Here is a 19,190-nt window from a genome sequence, read left to right on the forward strand (position 1 = left end):
CAGCCGTGATAAGATGCTTCCTTCGTCAGCATGACAATTAAGAAAAAGCTTGTTTGACCGCGGCGCGGTATTCTTCGAAAAAAGCCGCGTTGGTTTTGGAGTACGTAAAGATTTCCAGAATCGCAGCTCCGCCGTTGGCTGCAAAGAAAACCGGTAGCGCGGCATCTAGTTCGGCAAACGTTGAAACCGAGAAATAGCGTAGGTTGAAATCCTTGGCCGTATTCTCGGCCGTGAGCACCTGGCGCGTCTCAAAAAACTCTTCCAGCTCGGGCTGCTGCCGCGGCCCATCAATAAGCCGGAAGATGCCGCCCCCGTGGTTGTTGAATAGCACCACGCGCAGGTTTGGCGTGGGGTAATTATGCCAAAACGCGTTACGGTCGTAGAAAAACGCCACGTCGCCAGTGAGCAGCACCACCGGACGCTCGGGCTGCGCTAGGGCAGCGCCCACGGCGGTGCTGGTGCAACCATCGATGCCGCTGGTGCCACGGTTGGCGAATACTTCGATTTGCTTGCCTTGCGAGATGCCGAGAATGTTGGCGTAGCGCACAGCCATGCTATTGGCGAGGTGCAGGGCAGTGGTTTCTGGAAGTTGCGCCAGCGTTAAATGAAAAGCCGAAAACTCGTTGAAAGGCTGAGCAGAGGCGGAAAAGAAGCCGCTCAAAAAAGCGTGCCCCTTCAATTCTTGCTCTTGCCAAACCGAAGGCGTACTTCTTTCAGTTGAAGTTGATTCCAGTGCCAGACTACCAAAAAAAGTGGCGGGCTCAACCCGAATTATTGACGTCAGGCTGCGGAAAGTATCAGCTACCGCTCCAGTGGCTTGAATGTGCCAATGAAACCGAGGGGCAGCATCCCGAAGGAACAACTTCAGGCTTTTTGAAATCAGCGACTGGCCGAAGGTGATAAGTAAATCAGGCCGGAGGTTCGCCTTTTGCTCACTGGTCAGGCCCGCAAGAAAGACATCATGTTTGCCGATGAGGCCATCTCCCATTTCATCCAAATTGGCAATGGTATCGGCTACCACCGTCGCCCCGTAGATGGCTGCAAATGCCGTCAAAGGTTGAATTAGTTGCTTATCAGCACCATGCTGGCCGGCAACCACCAAAATGTTGCTGGAAGCGAGTAGCTGCTCAACAAAAATTGAATGCGCATCACTTGACAATTCGGCGGGAAGCGCTGACTCGCGAGTGATTTTTACAGCCTTTTCATACCCAATTTCCTCACCCGCCTTCGGGTAAAACGGCTCCCGCAATGGCACGTTCACCTGCACTGGCCCGGCGGGTGCGGCCTGCGCCAGATTAATGGCCTCGTTCACGATGCGGGCCGAATGCCACTTGGCATCGGCGTGCGCAGTATCCACCGGGAATTCAAACTCACCCTTGGCGTGCGCGCCGTACAAGTTGCGCTGCCGGATGGTTTGCCCATCAAGCTGGTCTATCCATTCCGGCGGCCGGTCCGCAGTGAAAATCACCAGCGGAACGTGCTGGAAAAAGGCTTCAGCCACGGCGGGCGCGTAGTTCAAGCCCGCCGTGCCCGAGGTACAGACCAGCGCCACCGGCCGCTTCTGCGCCTGCGCAATGCCCAAGCCGATGAACGCGGCGGCCCGCTCATCAGGCACAACGCGCACCGTTAGGGCTGGGTGGCGAGCAAAAGCCAGCGTGAGCGGCGCCGAGCGGGACCCGGGTGAAAGCACCACGTCGGTAATGCCGTGTTGGGCGCAGATTTCAGCGATGTTATAAACGGCTTGCATAGGGCGCCTTGGGGTAGAATTAAAGGACTGCGGCGATGGTCTGCAATTTCATTTGCGTCTCTTGCCATTCACGCTCCGGGTCGGAGTCTACGGTCAGGCCGGTGCCAGCGTAGAGAATGGCCTCATCGGCGCGCACTTGCAGGCAACGCAGGTTCACGTAGAGGCGGGCAATACCAGGCGCGGCCACATTTACCGGTCCCAGAAAGCCACTGTAATAAGCGCGGTCGTAGCCCTCGTGCTTTTGAATGAAGTGCATGGCGGCCACCTTGGGCATGCCGCCCACCGCGGAGGTGGGGTGCAGCAGCCGCAGCATGTCGGTGCCCAGTGAGGGAAACGGCACATGTTGCAGGTTCACCTCAAAATCGGTACGAAGGTGCAGCAACTGCCCGGCAATCACCGTCCGCGGCCCGGTTTCGTGGTACTCGCGCAACCGCAGTTGCTTGAAGCAACTCACGATGTAGCGCGCCACCAAAGCTTGCTCTTCAATTTCCTTCTGCCGCCAGATGGCCGTGCGCGGGGTAACATTGGCCGTCAGCGGTTGGGTGGCAGCCAGGGCCATGGTCCGAAAAGTGCCGTCGGCGGTGACCTCGGCCAGAATTTCCGGCGTGGCGCCTAGCCACGTGCCCACGCCCGGCACGCTCACCAGCGACACAAAAGCCTGTGGGTATTTCCGGTCAAGCTCTGCAAAGGCCACGAGCGGGTCGAAGTCGGCGGGCAACGGCCGGCGGGCGGCGCGTGAAGTCACCACTTTCACCACCTCCTGGGTTTCAATGGCCTCTACGCCGGTCTGCACCAGCTGGGTGTATTCGCTTTCGGTGGCGGCGTGGGGAGCGGGCTGGGTACTGCGGTGCCAACTCAGTTCCTCAACCAGTGCGGCGCTCAGCCAAGCGGTGAGGGCCGGCACCAAGTCGCGGGCAGCCGCCGATACACCCACGATTTCGGGCTGGCTGGCATCGTACACCACATCGGCGGGCAGAAACAGCGCCGGATTCTGGTCGGAATCACGGAATGGAAAGAAGGCAAAGCCCGCCGGTGCCTGGGCATCAAGCGCCGGCGACAGCCCGGTGTAGGTCGCTTCCAATGAGCGCGCTACCAGCAGGCGCGGCGTACTAGCGCCGGGCTCCCGCCACACGGCTAGCGGCCGGCCCGTGCGCAGCGCACCGGCCACCACGTGGCGCAGCCGGCCTAAGGCATCGAGGCCCGCAGCGGCAGCGGGCCACCGCAGTTGGCGAAAGGCACCGGTATTCATCAGGTGGTTTTGGCGGGGGCAGCCGGCAGGTCAATCACGGCCATGGTAATGCGGCTGATGCACACCAGCGCGTCGGTTTCTTCGTGCGTGATGCGGATTTCCCACACCTGGGTGCTGCGGCCCACGTGCACCGGCGTCGCCCGGCCCCGCACCCAGCCATCGCGAACTCCTTTGAGGTGGTTGGCGTTAATTTCCAGACCTACAGTAGCTTGCTTAGTACGGTCAACGCGCAAGGCCGCCGCAATGCTGCCCAGCGTTTCGGCAAAGGCCACCGAAGCGCCGCCGTGCAGCAGGCCCATGGGCTGGTGGGTGCGGCCATCCACGGGCATGCGCCCTTCCACGTAGCCTTCGGCCACATCGGTGATTTCAATGCCGAGGGCATCGGCCAGGGTAGGGCGGGAGGCCGTCCAACGCTTCACTTCTTCCAAATTCATAGGGCGCGGGGCAAGGCGTGCGGAAAATGCTTCTTAAAGCAGTTTAACCGCCGATATTTTATAAAATGGGCCAACGGCCGGGGTTAAAACCTCGTACTTTGACGTATTGTTAATGCAAGAGCATGCAAAACTACCACGCAACGTGAGGCCCCGGACCATCTTCCTTCTGCGCCACGGCCAAACTGATTTCAATGTGCAAGGCATTGTGCAGGGGAGCGGCGTCGATTCGAGCCTGAACGAGACGGGCCGGCGCCAGGCTGCGCAGTTTTTTGCCGCCTACGGGCACATGCCCTTTGATAAGGTGTACACGTCGGCCCTGCGGCGCACGCAGGAATCGGTGCAGCAGTTTCTGGACCTGGGGCTGCCGCACGAGGCCCATTCTGGCCTAAACGAAATAAGCTGGGGCGTTCGCGAAGGCACCCGCATTACCATGGAGGAGGATGCCGAGTACCGCCAGGTATTGGCCGACTGGGCGGCCGGCCGCACCGGTTCGCGCCTCACCGGGGGCGAAAGTCCCGAGGCCGTGGCCGCTCGCCAACGCCCGTTTATTGAACTCCTGAAGTCCCGACCCGAAGAAGAAACGGTGCTAGTGTGCATGCACGGCCGCGCCATGCGGGTGATGCTCTGCCAACTACTCAACTATCCGTTGCAGTGTATGGAGGGCTTCGAGCACAGCAACTTATGCCTCTATAAACTGGAATTTACCGGCACGTCCTTCACTGTGAAGAACTTCCTCGACGTGTCGCATCTGCAGGTGCCGGCATAGTGCTTTTTAAAAGCTGCGTAGATTCTTTGATAAACCGGCAAAGACTGGGCAAAGATTACGTGGACCGGTTTCAATAATTGCACCCCCAATTTTTCGGGCTAATTTTGGCCTCCTCAATACAAGCGCGACAAACTGATGGCCGAAATCATAAAAATGCCCAAAATGAGCGACACGATGACCGAAGGGACCATCGCGGCTTGGCTCAAGAATGTGGGTGATAAAGTTAAATCCGGTGATATCCTGGCCGAAGTCGAAACCGACAAGGCCACGATGGAGCTTGAGAATTACGAAGACGGCACCCTGCTTTACATCGGGCCCAAAGCCGGCGAAGCCGTGGCCGTTGACGGCGTTTTGGCTATTGTCGGCAAAGAAGGGGAAGACTTTTCGGCCCTGCTGGCCGGTGCGCAGGGCGGCGCAGCCCCCGCCGCTGAGGCCCCCAAACCCGAAGCCGCCGCTGCTCCAGCGGCCGAAGCACCAAAAGCAGCTCCCGCCCCTGCGCCAACGCCCGCTCCAGCGGCACCCGCCGCAGCCGTAGCTCCAGCCGCCGCACCGGCCAATGGCAAGAAAGCCACGGTGGTGCGCATGCCCAAAATGAGCGACACGATGACCGAAGGCACCATTGCGGCCTGGTTGAAAAACGTGGGCGACAAAGTGAAATCCGGCGACGTGTTGGCCGAAGTCGAGACCGACAAAGCCACGATGGAGCTGGAGAATTACGAAGATGGCACCCTACTCTACACTGGCCCCAAAGCCGGCGAAGCCGTGGCCGTTGACGGCATCCTCGCCATTATTGGCGAAGAGGGTGCTGACATTCAGGCCCTGCTCGGTGGTACCAGCGGTGGCGCTGCCGCCCCTGCCGAAGCCCCCAAAGCAGCTGAACCTGTGCCTGTTCCCGCCGAGGCTCCTGCAGCCACGCCAGTAGCATCTGCGCCCGCTCAGCCGGCTGCGGCTGCCCCAGCCACACCCGGCGGCCGCATTCTGGCTTCGCCACTGGCCAAGAGCATTGCCAAAGAGAAAGGCATCAACTTATCCCAGGTGGTGGGCAGCGGCGACAACGGCCGCATTGTGCAGCGCGACGTGGAGAACTTCCAGCCCGGTGCTGCGGCGCCCCAGGCTGCTGCGCCAGCGGCTCCGGCTGCAGCCCCGCAGCCGGTAGCAAGTGCTCCAGCCAGCGCTCCAACCAGCGCCCCGGCTCCGGCCGCGGCGGCTACCGATGCTACTTACACCGACACGCCCGTGTCGCAGATGCGCAAGGTGATTGCCAAGCGCCTCTCGGAAAGCCTGTTCACGGCGCCGCATTTCTATCTCACGATGGAAATCAACATGGACAAAGCCATCGAAGCCCGCGTGCGGCTCAACGAGCTGTCGCCCATTAAGCTGTCGTTTAACGACTTGGTGTTGAAGTCGGCCGCTGTGGCGCTGCGCCAGCATCCGGTGGTTAACTCCTCGTGGCTAGGCGATAAAATCCGTCAGAACAAGCTCATCAACATCGGCGTGGCCGTGGCCGTGGACGAAGGACTGTTGGTGCCCGTGATTCGCAACGCCGACCAGAAAGGCCTCTCGCAGATTGCCACTGAAGTGAAGGAACTGGCCGGCAAAGCCAAAACCAAGAAGCTACAGCCCGCCGAGTGGGAGGGCAGCACCTTCACCATTTCCAACCTGGGCATGTTCGGCATCGACGAGTTCACGGCCATCATCAACCCGCCCGATGCCTGCATCCTGGCCGTGGGCGGCATCAAGCAGACGCCCATCGTGAAGGACGGCCAGATTGTGGTCGGCAACATCATGAAAGTGACCCTGAGCTGCGACCACCGCGTGGTAGACGGTGCCACCGGCGCTGCCTTCCTCCAAACGTTGAAAGGCTTGCTGGAAGACCCCATGCGCATGCTCATCTGAGCCTGATAAAGTCATTTTCAAAAAAACCAGCCCCGACCGGCTGGTTTTTTTGTGCTCAGATGAGCTAGCTTGCATTCATTGTAATACTTGATTTCCCCAATTCTACAAACACCAACTCCTCTTTAACCTGCTACTATGGCGATGAAACACAGTTTATTGCTTGCCCCAATCTGCCTTGTGAGCAGTATAGCCTGGGGCCAAAACGCTGCGCTGACCGGGCAAGTGCTGGACCCCGCCGGCCGGCCCGTAATCGGCGCCACGGTGGTGGAAAAAGGCACTAACAACGGTACCTCCACCGGTGGCGATGGCCGATTCACGCTGCGTACGCGCACCGCGCAGCCGCGCCTCGTTATCAGCTCGTTGGGCTATACCACCCAGGAGGTGGCCGGCGACGGGAGTGCCCTCAGCATCAGCCTGGCCGAAAGCAGCACCAGCCTTGATGCTGTGCAGGTGGTGGGCTCGCGCAGCGCCAACCGTTCCGTGACCGATTCGCCCTCGCCGGTGGACATCATCGACATTCGCGAAGTGACGGCCAAAACCGGCCAGCTCGACGTGAACCAGCTGCTGCAGTTCGTGGCGCCCTCGTTCAACTCGAACCGCCAAACCGGCTCCGATGGCGCCGACCATGTGGACCCCGCTTCGCTGCGCGGCCTAGGCCCCGACCAAACGCTGGTGCTGGTGAACGGCAAGCGCCAGCATCAGTCGTCGCTGGTGAACCTGTTTGGCTCGCGCGGCCGCGGCAACACCGGCACCGACCTGAACGTGATACCAGCCGCCAGCATCGAGCGGATTGAAATTCTGCGCGACGGCGCGGCGGCTCAGTACGGCTCCGATGCCATTGCGGGCGTGATTAACATCGTGCTGAAAAGCTCGGTGAAGCAGCTCACGGCCAGCGCCAACTACGGCGTTTATGACGCCAAATACCGACGCGACGACAAGAAATTTGACGGCGGCAACCTTAATGCCAATGTCAATTACGGCATTGGATTGGGCGAAAAGGGTAGCTTCATCAACGCCACGCTCGACTATAACAAGCGCGAGCACACCCAGCGCGCCAACGTGCCCTCACCCAATGGCCTGGCCCGGCGCGAATACGGCGACCCGGAAATATCGAATGCCTCGCTGTACCTCAATTCCAAGTTTGCGCTCAGCGAGAAGGCCCACGTTTACGTGTTTGGCGGCGTAAACAAGCGCAAAGGCGACGCCTACGCTTGGACGCGCTTTGCCGACGACGACCGCAACGTGCCCGCCATTTACCCCGACGGCTTCGACCCCATCATCACTAGCGACATTGTGGATGCCTCGGCCGTGGCCGGCGTGCGCACGGCGTTGGGCGAGTGGGAGTTGGATATCAGCAACAACTTCGGTTCCAACCGCTTTGAGTACGGGTTGCGCAATACGCTAAATGCGTCGTTGGGCGCGGCCTCGCCGACTTCTTTCAACGCGGGCGGCTTCCAGCTGCAGCAGGACGTGGTGAGCGTGGGCTTGACGCGCAACTACAAAACGGTGCTGCAGGGCCTCAACGTGGCGGCGGGCGCCGAGGCGCGCCGCGAGTGGTACTCTTTGTTTGCCGGGGAGGAAGCATCCTACCGCAACTACGACCCCGATTTGTCGGGCGGTTCACAGGGCTTTCCGGGCTACCAGCCCAGCGACGCCATCAAAGCCCAGCGCGATAACGTGGGTGCCTATGTAGATGCGGAGCTGAGCGTGACCCAGCGCTGGCTGCTGGCGGGCGCTCTTCGCTTTGAAAACTACAGCGACTTCGGCAGCACGCTGAACTACAAAGCATCGACACGCTACAACGTGACCGACTTCCTCACGGTGCGCGGTACCGTCAGCTCCGGATTCCGGGCGCCTTCGCTGGCGCAGATTAACTTCAATTCAACCTTTACCAACTTCATCAACGGCGACCCGGTGGAGGTGCTGCTGGCCCGCAACAACAGCGCCGTGACTCAAAAACTCGGCATTCCGTCGCTGAAGCAGGAAACTTCGACCAGCGCCAACGTGGGCTTCACCAGCCGCCTGGGTTCGTCGCTGAGCCTGACGGTGGACGGCTACTACATCAAGGTGAAGGACCGGGTGGTGCTCACGACCCAGTTTGGGGCCGACGACCCCGTGATTGGCGCCGACCTAGTGGCCCTGAATGTAGACCAGGCCCAGTTTTTCGCCAACGCCGCCGACACCCGCTCGCTGGGCCTCGACGTGGTGCTGAACCACTTCACGGCCGTTGGCACGGGCCGCCTCACCACCACGCTGGCTGCCAACTTCAACAACCTGCGCATCGACCGCGTGCAAACGTCAGGTCGGTTGGCCGGTCGCGAGGATGACTTCTTCGGCCCCCGCGAGCAGGCGTTTGTGAAGGCTTCGGCCCCGCCCTCCAAAATCAATGCGACGTTTGATTACCAAGTAAGCCGTTGGGGCGCCCTGTTGCGCTTCGTGCGTTTCGACAAGGTGACGCTGCTCGATTTTGATAACGAGGAGATGAACTACGCTTCGCGCATCACTACCGACCTCACGCTTAGCTACGCCCTAACTCCGCACCTGCAGCTGGCGGTGGGCAGCTCCAACTTGTTTGGCGTATACCCCACGCTGTTTGACCCGCAGCGCACCGAAACCGGTGGCGCCTGGGACCCCGTGCAGATGGGCGCCAACGGCCGCTTCCTCTTCGCCAAATTGCAGGCCCGCTTTTAATCGGTTTACTAGTTGTTGATTAGCACTTATCCACCGCCCGGTCTTCATGGCCGGGCGGTTTGGTTAAGCGGTACGGCGTAATTTCGCCCCTTCGTACCAGTAGCGCGGTGCTAGCGTATTAACTGCTATTTATTCAATGACCAGAATCCGTTCTACCACCGTTCTCGGCGTTCGCCACAACGGTGAAATTGCCCTCGGCGCCGACGGCCAGGCCACCATGGACAAACAGGTGGCCAAGAGCAACGTCCGCAAAATTCGCAAGCTGCAGGACGGGAAAGTGGTGACTGGTTTCGCCGGCTCCACGGCCGATGCCTTCATGCTGCTCGACAAGTTCGACGAGAAGCTGAACGCCTACGGCGGCAACCTGAAGCGCGCCGCCATCGAACTGGCCAAGGAATGGCGCAAAGACCAGTACCTGCGCAAGCTGGAAGCCATGATGGTGGTGGCCGACCGCGACGAACTACTCATCCTTAGTGGCACCGGCGACGTATTAGAGCCCGACTCCGACGTGGCCGCCATCGGCAGCGGGGCCATGTATGCCCAGGCAGCCGCGCTGGCCCTCAAAAAGCACGCGCCGCATTTGACGGCCCGGCAAATGGTGGAAGACGCCCTCCACATTGCCGCCGACATCTGCATTTACACCAATCATAATTTGATGATTGAGTCGCCTATTTAAGCTTGACTTTGAAAAAACCAATCAGACCGTCATGCTGAGCGCAGTCGAAGCATCTCTCCCGCAATACTAATTCTGATTAGTTGCGCGGGAGAGATGCTTCGGCTGCGCTCAGCATGACGGTCAACAATACAGACAATAACCCACCCCACATGCAAGTAACCAACTTCCTCCGCCACCATTTCCGCCATTTCAATGCCGCGGCGCTCATCGATGCCGCCGACGGCTACAACAAACACTTGGCCGACGGTGGCAAAATGATGATAACCCTAGCCGGCGCCATGAGTACCGCCGAACTCGGTATTCAATTGGCCGAATTGATTCGGCAAGACAAGGTGCAAATCATCAGCTGCACCGGCGCCAACCTGGAGGAGGACATCTTCAACCTTGTGGCCCACGATTTCTACGAGCGGGTGCCGCACTACCGCGACCTCACCGCTGCCGACGAAACCGCGCTGCTCAAGCGCCACATGAACCGCGTAACCGACACCTGCATTCCAGAGGAAGAAGCCATGCGCCGCCTTGAACACTCGGTGCTCAAGTTCTGGGAAAAGGCCGACAAGGCCGGCGAGGCCTATTTTCCCCACGAATTCTTCTACCAGATTTTGCTCTCTGGCGAACTGGAGCAGTACTACCAGATTGACCCCAAAAACTCCTGGATGCTGGCCGCAGCTGAGAAAAACCTGCCCATCATCTGCCCCGGTTGGGAAGATTCCACGCTCGGCAACATCTACGCCGGCCACGTGATGACGGGCGATGTGAAAAACGTGCACACCATGCGCACCGGCATCCAGTACATGATGTACCTGGCCGACTGGTACACTGCCCAGGCCACCGACGAGAGCAAAGTGGGTTTCTTCCAGATTGGTGGCGGCATTGCCGGCGACTTCCCCATCTGCGTGGTGCCCATGCTGCACCAGGACCTTGGCCGCCACGAAGTGCCGCTGTGGGGGTATTTCTGCCAGATTTCGGACTCCACCACCAGCTACGGCAGCTACTCCGGCGCCGTGCCCAACGAGAAAATTACCTGGGGCAAGCTCGGCGAACACACGCCGAAATACATCATCGAAAGCGACGCGACCATTGTGGCGCCGCTGGTGTTTGCCATCGTGCTGGGGCAGTAATTGCTGCATAGCCTAAAAAGCAAAAGAGCCTGCCGCTTATGAAGCGGCAGGCTCTTTTGCTTTTTTTTTAATGGATTTGATGAGTTTACTGCGCCCGCAATTCTTTAATTTACAGATGCAGGCAAATAGTTTAGCTTGGCTGACTCCTCTAGTTCGTCGTCAAGGTTAGCATCGAACTTGAAGGCGTACAGAAACCATTTGTCGTTAGCCTTGTAGAACTCGAATGTAAAACGCAATGGCTGACGGTCATAGCGCACTAGGTAAGATTGGAGTATAAAGCTGGACGCAATCTGACGTTTAACAATAAGCTCATATCCGTAGTATTTGCCCACGTATTCGGGAGTTAGCTTATTAATTTCATTCTTAAGCCCTTCAACTGCATCCATATTGCGCGATACCCACGGATTAGTGTTGTAAAGCTTTTCAACGGCTTTCGCCGGACCTTGCGGATAAGCTTTGAAAAAATTGGCTACTAAAATTTCGGGTGTATCCTGACTAAAAGAGTTATAAGCGAGAAGAAAAAATAGTAAAGAGAAAAAAAATGATTTTTTCATGAAATTTTGGTCAGCGTAAATTACTAATATTGGAAACCCCAAAATTCAGTCGAAATAAATGGGATTGACAAGAAGAAATGCAAAGAGTTTGACAATGTAATGTTACATACTAGGTGAATTATGGAATTATTATCCCAGTACGTGCTGGGCTAGTACCTTTTGCACGTCGTAGATATTAACCTGGCTGTTGAATTTGCGCACAATACTGGGTAGCGCTTCGCTCGATACCCATATTTTCAATTCGGCGTCAAGGTCCAGATGGCCCGCCGTTTCAATGCCAAACCGGGAAATGCTTTTGTAGGCAATGGACAGGTAGTCCGTCTTTTTGCCCGTGATGCCTTGCTTTTCAACGAGTATAAGGCGTTTGTTGGTGAAGATGAAGACGTCGCGCACCAGTTTAAAACCGATTTCGATGGCCTCGCCGTTCGCCAGCAGCACGCCGTATTCGCTGTGTAACTCGGCGGGTTGGACAACCCCCGCGTTGCCGATTAATGCAGAAAAAAAGCCCATACAGGTGAGAGAGTTGGTGAGATATCCCGCAGTATAAGAAATAGTAGATGATTCGCTAGCACGCAATTGCTCCCTTGCCGGCGCACGATGCAAATGCACGTCAGCAAGGGAGCGAATACGTTGATTCAGGTCCTATTTTTTGGTGACGCGCACATCCACGCGCCGGTTTTGGGCACGGCCCTCGGGCGTATCGTTGCTCGCGATGGGGTGCTCGGCGCCGTAGCCTTCGGCGGTTACGCGGGCGGCAGCAATGCCTGCGTTGATAACGGCCTGCCTAGCGGCATTAGCCCGCTGCGTGCTCAGAGTTTTGTTCTGCGCGGCCTGGCCGCGGCTGTCGGTGTAGCCACCCAGCTTAATAGCAGCGTTCGGGAAGGCTTTGAGAATGGCGGCAATGTTCTTCAATTGAGCCTGCGACTCCGCCGTGAGCGTGGCCTTGGCGGTGTTGAAATACACCCGGTCCAGGCTCATCCAGCCCGCGGTTTTGTCGTCGCTCACGGTTTGGTTGGCGTCGTTCAGGAAATTAAACATGCGGGCTTCTACCGAATTGTTGCCCACGTTCAGCACCGTGCCATTGGGAAGCGTGAGTTGGGTATCGGCGCCGGTGTCGTAGATATAGTTGCCGCTGGCTTCATCGAAGCGGCCGGTGGGGGCAGTGGCCGTGATGGGTGCCGTGGTCGTGGTCGTATCCGGCACTGTTTCCGTGGTGACCGGCGCGGTTGCGTCGGGCTGTTTGTCGCAGCTGCGCATAAAGTATATCAACGCAATGGCGCCTAGCAGCAGCAACACCAGCCAGGGCCAGCGGCTCGGCGAGGAGGTAGCACCACGCTCGTCGCGGGGTGAATCGCGGAAGGAGTCGCCGGCACGGTTGGCAGCTGCCGAAACCGTGCTGCCCACGTCGTGCGCGGCATTTCCCAGGCCCGCGGCGACGGTTCCCAGCCCCAGGCCCGATAGCACCGTGCCCAGGCCCGCGGGTAGTCTGCTCAGCGCCCCCATGATGCTGCCGCGCTGGCTGTTCAGGTAGGTGCGGAGGCCATTGCCGTCCAGCTTGTTTTCGGCGGTGTGCCGGCCCAGCACGCCCAGCACCACCGGCATGGCCATGCTCATCAGGCTGCTCACCGTGGACGTTTGCACGCCGGCCTGCCGGCTCACGCCTTCCACGGCCGGGGTGTAGCCCGTGCCCAGCACCGAGCGCAGAAAATCGGCGCCGCGAGCCATCAGGCCCCCATCGGCAGCGGGGGCAGGCGTGCCGCCTTTGCCCAGGCCCCTGAACAGGTTGCCCATATTGCCCAAGATGCCGCTGCTATGCGCTTGTTGTGACATGCTGAGTAATTCTTCACTGCCCCCCGGCTGTTGCGAGCGGGCAAACACACTCCCGAGCACCATGGGTACTACCCCGTGTAGCGCGGTCCCGATGTTGCTTTCGTTTTCGCCCAGGGCGGTGCTGGCTTGGCGCACGGTGTCGCCGCCGAAATACTGCTGCACAAGGTCCAATAGGTTGGTGCTCATGGTTTGGGGATTAAGGTGATTGACTCCTAAACTACGTATTATCTGTGAGGTGGTATGTTAGTGATGAGATTGTAAATGAATTGGTTAGGTGTTTTTCTATTCTTCCAAACGTGCAATACGGTCTGGTGGCGCAGGGCGTGAGCCTGGGGCGAAACCGAGGCCTCGCGGGCGAATGATACCCAAACGACTGCAGCGGCGAGCGAACGTGAAGCACCTCTGCCGCGCTCCGGCTGGTTGGCAGCACAGCATTTTATTTAGCCATTCGATTGCTACTGTTGTTTCTATTCGCGTTCCGTTTGCAGAATCCATATCCCATAACGCATTGAGCTAATGCCCACCACGCCCATACCCAAAAAAAACTGGCCCGGCAGCACGAAATCACCGCCGATTTTCAGCGGCTGGTAGTTGCGCACGTGGCCGACATTGCCACCGGCCGGGCCACCGAAATGCTGGAAATCCGAGACTTTGCCGGGCAGATCTGCATTCACCCCACGCACCTGAGCAACACCCTCAAACTAACCACGGGGCAGTCGCCGTGCACGTTTTTCGAGAGCTGCATCATGGACGTGACCCGGCAGTTGCTGCGCGACACCGCCCGTCCCGTGGCCGACATTGCCGCCAACCTGACCTTCGACCCCTCAAACTTCACCAAGTTTTTCAAGCGCTTCGAGGGCTGCACACCCAAGCAATACCGCGAGCAGGAATGGGCCCGGCACCGAACCGAAACTTCGGAAACAGTCACCATTTAAACTGAAACAGTCACCATCCGCCGGCCACGCCGCGCCCGGACCTTTGTGCCATCCTCTACAATAAATCAAACCGAACGGATGAGCATCCCCAAAATCGCCCTCATTACGGGTGGCAGCCGTGGGCTAGGCCAAAACATGGCCCTGCAACTGGCCGCGGCCGGTACCGATATTATTCTTACTTACCACAGCCGCACGGCCGAAGCGGCGGCTGTCGTAGCTGAAATTGAAGCCCTGGGCCGCAAAGCCGTGGCCCTGCCGCTGGATACCGGTAAGGTGGCTTCCTTTGAGGCCTTTGCCCAAGCCGTAACCGAAAAATTGCAGCAGACCTGGGGCCGCGACACCTTGGATTACTTGGTGAACAACGCCGGCATCGACTCCGCCGCGCCCTTCGCCGCCACCACCGAGGAAAACTTTGACCGCCTCCTGAACGTGCATTTCAAGGGCGTCTTCTTCCTCACCCAAACGCTGCTGCCGCTGCTGGCCGATGGCGGCGGCGTGGTAAATCTTTCCACCGGCCTCACGCGCTTCACCACGCCCGGCTACGCGGCCTACGCCAGCATGAAAGGCGCCGTGGAGATTTTTACCAAGTACCTAGCCAAGGAACTGGGCAGCCGGGGCATCCGGGCCAACATCGTCGCGCCCGGCATCGTCAAAACCGACTTTACGGCCGCGGCCCGCACCGCGCACCCGCAACTGGAGGCCTACATGAGCGGCAACACGGCCCTGGGGCGCATCGGCGAGCCCGGAGACATTGGCGGCGTGGTGACCTTCCTGTGTTCGGATGCGGCCCGTTGGGTGAATGCCCAACGCATTGAAGCCTCGGGCGGGTATTCGTTGTAAAATCCGTGAAACGCAAAAGCCCCGGCCGGAAAAACTTCCGGCCGGGGCTTTTGCGTTTCACGGATTATGCCATTTCCATTTCCGACACTTGCTTGGGCAGCCCCACGGCTTCAAATGCCTGACTCAGGTCCAGCATCAAATCCTGCGGGTCTTCTACGCCGATGCTGAGGCGAATCATTTGGGGCGTGATGCCCATTTCGCGCTGCTCGTCCAGCGCAATGTCGGAATGCGTCATGGTGCCGGGGTGCTCGGCCAGGCTCTCGGTGCCGCCCAGGCTCACGGCCAGCTTGATGAGCTTGAGGGCGTTGAGGAAGCGGAAGGCTTCGGCCTCGCCGCCGCGGATATCAAAGGATATCATGGAGCCGGGGGAGAGGCAGTGGCGGCGGTAAATGTCCTGCTGGGCCGAGTTGTGTTCGAGGTGGGTCAGGTAGTAGGTGCGCGCCACCAGCGGGTGCTCGCGCAGCCAGTCGGCAATGAGTTGGGCTGATTGCGCCGCGCGCTCCATGCGCAATTTCAGGGTTTCGAGGCTGCGCATGAGCATCCAGCCGGTGTTGGGGTCGCACATGGTGCCCATAAAAGTGCGCATGGCCTTGATTTCCTTCATCAGGAGCTTGCTGGCCAGGGCCGCCCCGGCAATGAGGTCGGAATGCCCGCCCAGGAACTTGGTGGCCGAGTACAGCACTACGTCGGCGCCGTGCTTGAGCGGGTGTTGGAATACTGGGCCCAAGAAGGTATTATCGACCACCAGCCGAATGGGGTGTTCGGGCGTGCCGTGCTGGCGCGCCAGGGCAGCGCACGCTTCCAGGTCCACGAGGTGGTTGGTGGGGTTGGCCGGGGTTTCCACGAATATCATGGCCAAGCGGCCCTGCTCGATGCCCGCCACTTGGGCCGTCAGCTCCTCGGGCGTGGCCGTGGGCCGGAACCCGACCGCCGTGATGCCGAACTTGGGCAGCACGTTTTTGAGGAAGAAATCGGAGCCGCCGTACACCGGCTCGGAGTGCAGCACCACATCGCCGGGCTTGAGCAGGGCCAGCAGCGTGGTGCTGATGGCGGCCATGCCACTGGCAAAGCTGGCAGCTTCCTCGGCGCCATCCCAGAGGGTGAGGCGGTGCTCCAGAATTTCCAGGCTCGGGTTGTTGAGGCGCGAGTAGATGAGGCCCATCTCCTCGTCGGGGTTGGCCTGGCGCAGGCCGTAGGCAAGTTCGAAGAACGCCTTGCCCTCTTCGGCATTTTTAAAGACGAACGTAGAGGTTTGAAAAATGGGCGGTTTGATGGCGCCTTCGCTCCAGGCTGGTGTGTAGCCGTAGCTCATCATCAAGCTTTCGGGGCGCAGGGTTTGGCCGCCTATTTGGGCGTGTTCGTGAATGGTAGGCATGAAAAATGGGTTGGGTGGGAGGGATAAACGTGCCGTGAAGGTAAGTTTTTCCGGCAGACCCTAACCTGCGCAACAAAATTCAACCGCTACTTTGAGGCGCATCAGCGTGCGCGATAAAGCGAACGCAACTTAATTTCAGGGGTAGATATTGGCCTAAGTAGGCGCTTACATTGAAGCCAAGCTCGCATTCAATTCGCTCTTTAACATCGGCCCGGAAGACGGAAATAAATTCTTCCAAATCCTGACGCGCAATGGGTTTAGGTAGGCCTTCTGCTGCCCATTCAGCGTAAAACTGAAAAGTGCCACCATGATTTATGAACGTGAACAGGTCTTTTTCCTCCGCGTCCATGCAATCATAATGAAAGTCGGTTTGCAAACCGGTTTCAAGCCAATCGTTCAGTTGCATCGCCAATTCTCCCACATTCCAACCGCCTTCGGCCAGTACGAGGTGGCGTTTAATGAAGAACTCAAAATCACCGCTAAAACTTCGAAAGGCCCATATTCCCATGGGGTGCTTGTGTAACTCTTTCTCCTTAAGGTAGTCTTGAGGGGAATTGGTTTCGAGAGGCCCTATTTTATAAGTTAGCATAATTGCGTTAGGAGCAATTCTTTTAAGAAAGCTTAATTGACAGGGGAAATGGCAGAAAAAAAGCCTTCCCGTCATGCAACGGGAAGGCTTTTTAAAGTTTCCAAGTAATTAAAAATAGAACTCAACTGCGCGGGCGCCGCAGGCGGTAGGAGTCTACCTGCTGCCGCAATACGGCCAGCAAGCTTCCGTAGCGCTGCTGTGCTTCTTTTTGACGCTCAATGACTTGAAGGCGAGTATTGATTAAGTCAGAAAAGTCCTCGATGGAGTAGGAACGTTTGGGCGCGCTGGACACGAGTTAAAAACTATAGCTATAAACAAGCAGATGCGACGGAGAAGCAGGATTCGAACTTAGCACTTAAAAACGAAATAACGGCCGCGCCGGATTCCAGATGCCCCACGGAATCATGAGCAGCACCAGGAGCAGGGCAATACCGAAGTAAGTGAACGCCTTTTTGTGCTTGAGGGTGTCGTTGCTGGCTTTCTTGGAAAGGCTGCGGCCCACCTGCGCCAGCACCGCGGCCAGAATCATCACCACCACGTGCTCCATGCCGAAGAAACGGGCCGTGGGGTCTTTCATGGCGCCGGCTTGCTTCATGGCGTTCAGGCCCCAGGGGCTGAGGCCGAAGTAGAGGCCCAGGCCCAGCAATACTTGCAAGTGCATCGAGCCTACAAAGCTGGCGCCCATGCCGTTGTCGGCGCCCACGTAGCGGCGGCAGCCGGTCCAGCCCACGTAGGCGCGGTAGATGGCGATGAGGCCGAAAACGAGCACGAGCCAGCGGGACCAGGAGTGCAAAGCGAGGAGTACAGAGTATGCCGACATGAAGGGGAAAAAGGGTGAAGAAGAAGGTGAATCCGCCCGTTGCCAAAGAAATGGACTCAGGCTAATGGCTCCGCGACCAGCTTTTTCTTGTCGCGATGCACCACGAACATAATCACGAAAAGGGAAACGTAGGGCAAAGCACACCCCACGCCAAACCAACGCCAGAAGGACCGTTCGTGGCTGTAGGCCATAAAAGCCGTCATCAGCGGCATGAAAAAGATGGGGCCCAGAATGGCAATGAGAACTTCAATCATAAAAAGCAGGGACCAGCCAAGGCTAGCCGCGGCAAAATTACGCCCTACTTGGGGCTGAAATCCGCCTGGCTGCGGCGCCTGCTCAGGGCTTCGGCAATTTGGGATTGGCCTTTTCCTCGGCCAGCTGGCTCCGGATGGCCACGAAAATGGCCACGAACATTGAAAAGAAGGGGAGTAGCAGCCCCAAGCCGTACCAGCGCCAGAACGACCGGCCGTAGCTCGCAGCTATGTAGCCCGTGATGGGGGCAAACAGCACCACGGCGCCCACCAGCACCAGCGTAATTTCCAGAAATGGCATGCGGGTTTTCGAATAGTGAGTTAGAAAACAGCTGCTTACCGGACTTTGCCGCGCTTCACCAAGTAAGCATACAGGACTTTCTCAAACGGTTCGCGCACATCAACCGGCACAAAATCGATGCGTAGCTGCCCGCAGCGCAGGGCCAGCTCCTGCTCATAGGCCGTCATAGCGGCTTGGTATTGCGCTTTGATTTGCGAAGGCTGCAACTTGATTTCCAGCCCGGTTTCCACGTCTTCGAAGATGTAGGGCCGCTCGGTAAATTCGAAATTGGCTTCCGTGGAACGGTCGAGCACGTGGAAGATAAGCACTTCGTGGTGCTGGTGCTTGAGGTGCTGCAAGGCCGCCAGGGCGGCGTCCTGCTCGGCGGCGCTGCGGCCCAGCATGTCGCTGAACAGGATGACGAGCGAGCGTTTGGGAATCTGCTGGGCGATGGCGTGCACGGTGCCGGCCACGTCGGTGCCGCGTCCGGTTTTGGGTGCCGGCGGGCGCTCCAGCAGTTGCTGCAAGGCCAGGAGCAAGGTGTGGCGGTGGGTGCTGGTGGAGCGCACGGGCGTTTGCAACTCCACGGTGTCGGCAAAGGTGACGAGGCCCACGGCGTCGCGCTGGCGGGTGAGCAAGGTGGTGAGGGCCGCCGCTGCCAAGATGCTGAATTTAAGCTTGTCGTAGCCCGGCGCGGGGTAGTACATGCTGGGGCTCACATCTAGCAGAATGTGGGCGCGCAGGTTGGTTTCCTCCTCGTAGCGCTTTACGAACAGCTTGTCGGTGCGGGCAAAAACCTTCCAATCGATGTGGCGCGTGCTCTCGCCGGGGTTGTAGAGGCGGTGCTCCGAAAATTCCACCGAGAACCCGTGGTACGGCGACTGGTGCAGGCCGGTGATGAAGCCATCAACCAATTGGCGCGCCAAAAACTCGAGGTTTTCAAACGAACGGATGGCGGCAAGGTCGAGTGGCATGGGGCAGGGTTTAAAGCATAAAGAACGGCACTCGAATTCGCACGCTGCAACGAAGCAGTTGGAGGCGCAGGTTCAGCGTATCAAAATAGCGAGCCACGAGACGCCGATGCGCTTGCCAACGGCGGCTGTGCGGTTCATTCCAAAGTTTAATTAGTAAACCCG

General features: G+C 58.6%; 20 protein-coding genes. 7 read left to right on the plus strand and 13 right to left on the minus strand.

Annotation, left to right across the window (positions count from 1 at the left end; translation table 11 throughout):
* Window positions 1-37 precede the first annotated feature (37 nt).
* From menD to I2I05_RS07445, 3 genes are read right to left on the minus strand one after another with little or no spacing between them, the layout of a single operon-like run.
* The gene (gene menD / locus I2I05_RS07435) at window positions 38-1,747 is read right to left on the minus strand and encodes a 2-succinyl-5-enolpyruvyl-6-hydroxy-3-cyclohexene-1-carboxylic-acid synthase (protein WP_196281610.1); all 1,710 of its coding nucleotides are present in this window, start codon (window positions 1,745-1,747) and stop codon (window positions 38-40) included.
* A gap of 19 nt (window positions 1,748-1,766) precedes the next feature.
* On the minus strand, window positions 1,767-2,996 hold the full coding sequence (locus I2I05_RS07440; RefSeq protein ID WP_196281611.1) for a chorismate-binding protein: 1,230 nt from the start codon (window positions 2,994-2,996) through the stop codon (window positions 1,767-1,769).
* Window positions 2,996-3,430 (minus strand): hotdog fold thioesterase, encoded by a 435-nt coding sequence (locus tag I2I05_RS07445; protein ID WP_196281612.1) that lies wholly within the window; start codon window positions 3,428-3,430, stop codon window positions 2,996-2,998. Before I2I05_RS07445 ends, I2I05_RS07440 begins: the two co-directional genes overlap by 1 nt.
* A 142-nt stretch (window positions 3,431-3,572) precedes the next feature.
* On the opposite strand from I2I05_RS07445, the gene I2I05_RS07450 reads away from it, so the two are divergent.
* The 5 genes from I2I05_RS07450 (at window position 3,573) to I2I05_RS07470 (ending at window position 10,580) form a co-directional block, all read left to right on the plus strand.
* Entirely contained in the window at window positions 3,573-4,196 is a 624-nt protein-coding gene (locus I2I05_RS07450; protein WP_196281613.1) for a histidine phosphatase family protein, read from the plus strand.
* 135 nt (window positions 4,197-4,331) lie between these two features.
* The gene (locus I2I05_RS07455) at window positions 4,332-6,092 is read left to right on the plus strand and encodes a pyruvate dehydrogenase complex dihydrolipoamide acetyltransferase (RefSeq protein ID WP_196281614.1); all 1,761 of its coding nucleotides are present in this window, start codon (window positions 4,332-4,334) and stop codon (window positions 6,090-6,092) included.
* A 177-nt stretch (window positions 6,093-6,269) separates the two neighbouring features.
* Complete coding sequence (locus I2I05_RS07460) at window positions 6,270-8,783, plus strand: TonB-dependent receptor (protein WP_317192327.1); 2,514 nt, start codon at window positions 6,270-6,272, stop codon at window positions 8,781-8,783.
* A gap of 136 nt (window positions 8,784-8,919) precedes the next feature.
* Entirely contained in the window at window positions 8,920-9,459 is a 540-nt protein-coding gene (gene hslV / locus I2I05_RS07465; RefSeq protein WP_196281616.1) for an ATP-dependent protease subunit HslV, read from the plus strand.
* Window positions 9,460-9,608: 149 nt separating this feature from the next.
* Window positions 9,609-10,580, plus strand: coding sequence for a deoxyhypusine synthase family protein (locus tag I2I05_RS07470; protein WP_196281617.1), 972 nt, complete (start codon window positions 9,609-9,611; stop codon window positions 10,578-10,580).
* Between the two features lie 104 nt (window positions 10,581-10,684).
* Here the strand turns inward: I2I05_RS07470 and I2I05_RS07475 are convergent, their stop codons facing one another.
* The 4 genes from I2I05_RS07475 to I2I05_RS22135 form a co-directional block, all read right to left on the minus strand.
* The gene (locus tag I2I05_RS07475) at window positions 10,685-11,134 is read right to left on the minus strand and encodes a hypothetical protein (protein WP_230688214.1); all 450 of its coding nucleotides are present in this window, start codon (window positions 11,132-11,134) and stop codon (window positions 10,685-10,687) included.
* Window positions 11,135-11,263: 129 nt separating this feature from the next.
* Complete coding sequence (locus I2I05_RS07480) at window positions 11,264-11,644, minus strand: PH domain-containing protein (RefSeq protein WP_196281618.1); 381 nt, start codon at window positions 11,642-11,644, stop codon at window positions 11,264-11,266.
* A gap of 132 nt (window positions 11,645-11,776) precedes the next feature.
* Window positions 11,777-13,150, minus strand: a complete 1,374-nt coding sequence (locus tag I2I05_RS07485) for an OmpA family protein (protein WP_196281619.1) — start codon at window positions 13,148-13,150, stop codon at window positions 11,777-11,779.
* 281 nt (window positions 13,151-13,431) lie between these two features.
* Entirely contained in the window at window positions 13,432-13,563 is a 132-nt protein-coding gene (locus tag I2I05_RS22135) for a hypothetical protein (protein ID WP_262895145.1), read from the minus strand.
* On the opposite strand from I2I05_RS22135, the gene I2I05_RS07490 reads away from it, so the two are divergent.
* Window positions 13,564-13,899: a helix-turn-helix domain-containing protein gene (locus tag I2I05_RS07490; RefSeq protein WP_317192328.1), complete on the plus strand. Its 336-nt coding sequence runs from the start codon at window positions 13,564-13,566 to the stop codon at window positions 13,897-13,899.
* Between the two features lie 78 nt (window positions 13,900-13,977).
* Window positions 13,978-14,739, plus strand: a complete 762-nt coding sequence (locus tag I2I05_RS07495; RefSeq protein WP_196281620.1) for an SDR family NAD(P)-dependent oxidoreductase — start codon at window positions 13,978-13,980, stop codon at window positions 14,737-14,739.
* A 64-nt stretch (window positions 14,740-14,803) separates the two neighbouring features.
* Here the strand turns inward: I2I05_RS07495 and I2I05_RS07500 are convergent, their stop codons facing one another.
* From I2I05_RS07500 to I2I05_RS07525, 6 genes are all read right to left on the minus strand, one after another.
* Window positions 14,804-16,114, minus strand: a complete 1,311-nt coding sequence (locus I2I05_RS07500) for a cystathionine gamma-synthase family protein (protein WP_196281621.1) — start codon at window positions 16,112-16,114, stop codon at window positions 14,804-14,806.
* Window positions 16,115-16,193: 79 nt separating this feature from the next.
* Complete coding sequence (locus I2I05_RS07505) at window positions 16,194-16,703, minus strand: DUF7878 domain-containing protein (protein WP_196281622.1); 510 nt, start codon at window positions 16,701-16,703, stop codon at window positions 16,194-16,196.
* 355 nt (window positions 16,704-17,058) lie between these two features.
* A complete protein-coding gene (locus I2I05_RS07510; RefSeq protein WP_196281623.1) occupies window positions 17,059-17,523 on the minus strand; it encodes a hypothetical protein in 465 nt (154 codons plus the stop codon).
* A 56-nt stretch (window positions 17,524-17,579) separates the two neighbouring features.
* Window positions 17,580-17,777, minus strand: a complete 198-nt coding sequence (locus tag I2I05_RS07515) for a hypothetical protein (protein WP_196281624.1) — start codon at window positions 17,775-17,777, stop codon at window positions 17,580-17,582.
* Window positions 17,778-17,859: 82 nt separating this feature from the next.
* Entirely contained in the window at window positions 17,860-18,075 is a 216-nt protein-coding gene (locus tag I2I05_RS07520; RefSeq protein ID WP_196281625.1) for a hypothetical protein, read from the minus strand.
* A 35-nt stretch (window positions 18,076-18,110) separates the two neighbouring features.
* The gene (locus I2I05_RS07525) at window positions 18,111-19,028 is read right to left on the minus strand and encodes a DUF58 domain-containing protein (protein ID WP_196281626.1); all 918 of its coding nucleotides are present in this window, start codon (window positions 19,026-19,028) and stop codon (window positions 18,111-18,113) included.
* Window positions 19,029-19,190: the final 162 nt, after the last annotated feature.

Source organism: Hymenobacter jeongseonensis (genome assembly GCF_015694725.1).
Lineage (GTDB): Bacteria > Bacteroidota > Bacteroidia > Cytophagales > Hymenobacteraceae > Hymenobacter > Hymenobacter jeongseonensis.

What these genes read in the sequence shown, in the direction of transcription:
- menD (WP_196281610.1), bottom strand. Translation starts at nt 1,747, where the DNA reads ATGCAAGCCGTTTATAACATCGCTGAAATCTGCGCCCAACACGGCATT.
- I2I05_RS07440 (WP_196281611.1), bottom strand. Translation starts at nt 2,996, where the DNA reads ATGAATACCGGTGCCTTTCGCCAACTGCGGTGGCCCGCTGCCGCTGCG.
- I2I05_RS07445 (WP_196281612.1), bottom strand. Translation starts at nt 3,430, where the DNA reads ATGAATTTGGAAGAAGTGAAGCGTTGGACGGCCTCCCGCCCTACCCTG.
- I2I05_RS07455 (WP_196281614.1), top strand. Translation starts at nt 4,332, where the DNA reads ATGGCCGAAATCATAAAAATGCCCAAAATGAGCGACACGATGACCGAA.
- hslV (WP_196281616.1), top strand. Translation starts at nt 8,920, where the DNA reads ATGACCAGAATCCGTTCTACCACCGTTCTCGGCGTTCGCCACAACGGT.
- I2I05_RS07470 (WP_196281617.1), top strand. Translation starts at nt 9,609, where the DNA reads ATGCAAGTAACCAACTTCCTCCGCCACCATTTCCGCCATTTCAATGCC.
- I2I05_RS07475 (WP_230688214.1), bottom strand. Translation starts at nt 11,134, where the DNA reads ATGAAAAAATCATTTTTTTTCTCTTTACTATTTTTTCTTCTCGCTTAT.
- I2I05_RS07480 (WP_196281618.1), bottom strand. Translation starts at nt 11,644, where the DNA reads ATGGGCTTTTTTTCTGCATTAATCGGCAACGCGGGGGTTGTCCAACCC.
- I2I05_RS07485 (WP_196281619.1), bottom strand. Translation starts at nt 13,150, where the DNA reads ATGAGCACCAACCTATTGGACCTTGTGCAGCAGTATTTCGGCGGCGAC.
- I2I05_RS07495 (WP_196281620.1), top strand. Translation starts at nt 13,978, where the DNA reads ATGAGCATCCCCAAAATCGCCCTCATTACGGGTGGCAGCCGTGGGCTA.
- I2I05_RS07500 (WP_196281621.1), bottom strand. Translation starts at nt 16,114, where the DNA reads ATGCCTACCATTCACGAACACGCCCAAATAGGCGGCCAAACCCTGCGC.
- I2I05_RS07505 (WP_196281622.1), bottom strand. Translation starts at nt 16,703, where the DNA reads ATGCTAACTTATAAAATAGGGCCTCTCGAAACCAATTCCCCTCAAGAC.
- I2I05_RS07510 (WP_196281623.1), bottom strand. Translation starts at nt 17,523, where the DNA reads ATGTCGGCATACTCTGTACTCCTCGCTTTGCACTCCTGGTCCCGCTGG.
- I2I05_RS07515 (WP_196281624.1), bottom strand. Translation starts at nt 17,777, where the DNA reads ATGATTGAAGTTCTCATTGCCATTCTGGGCCCCATCTTTTTCATGCCG.
- I2I05_RS07520 (WP_196281625.1), bottom strand. Translation starts at nt 18,075, where the DNA reads ATGCCATTTCTGGAAATTACGCTGGTGCTGGTGGGCGCCGTGGTGCTG.
- I2I05_RS07525 (WP_196281626.1), bottom strand. Translation starts at nt 19,028, where the DNA reads ATGCCACTCGACCTTGCCGCCATCCGTTCGTTTGAAAACCTCGAGTTT.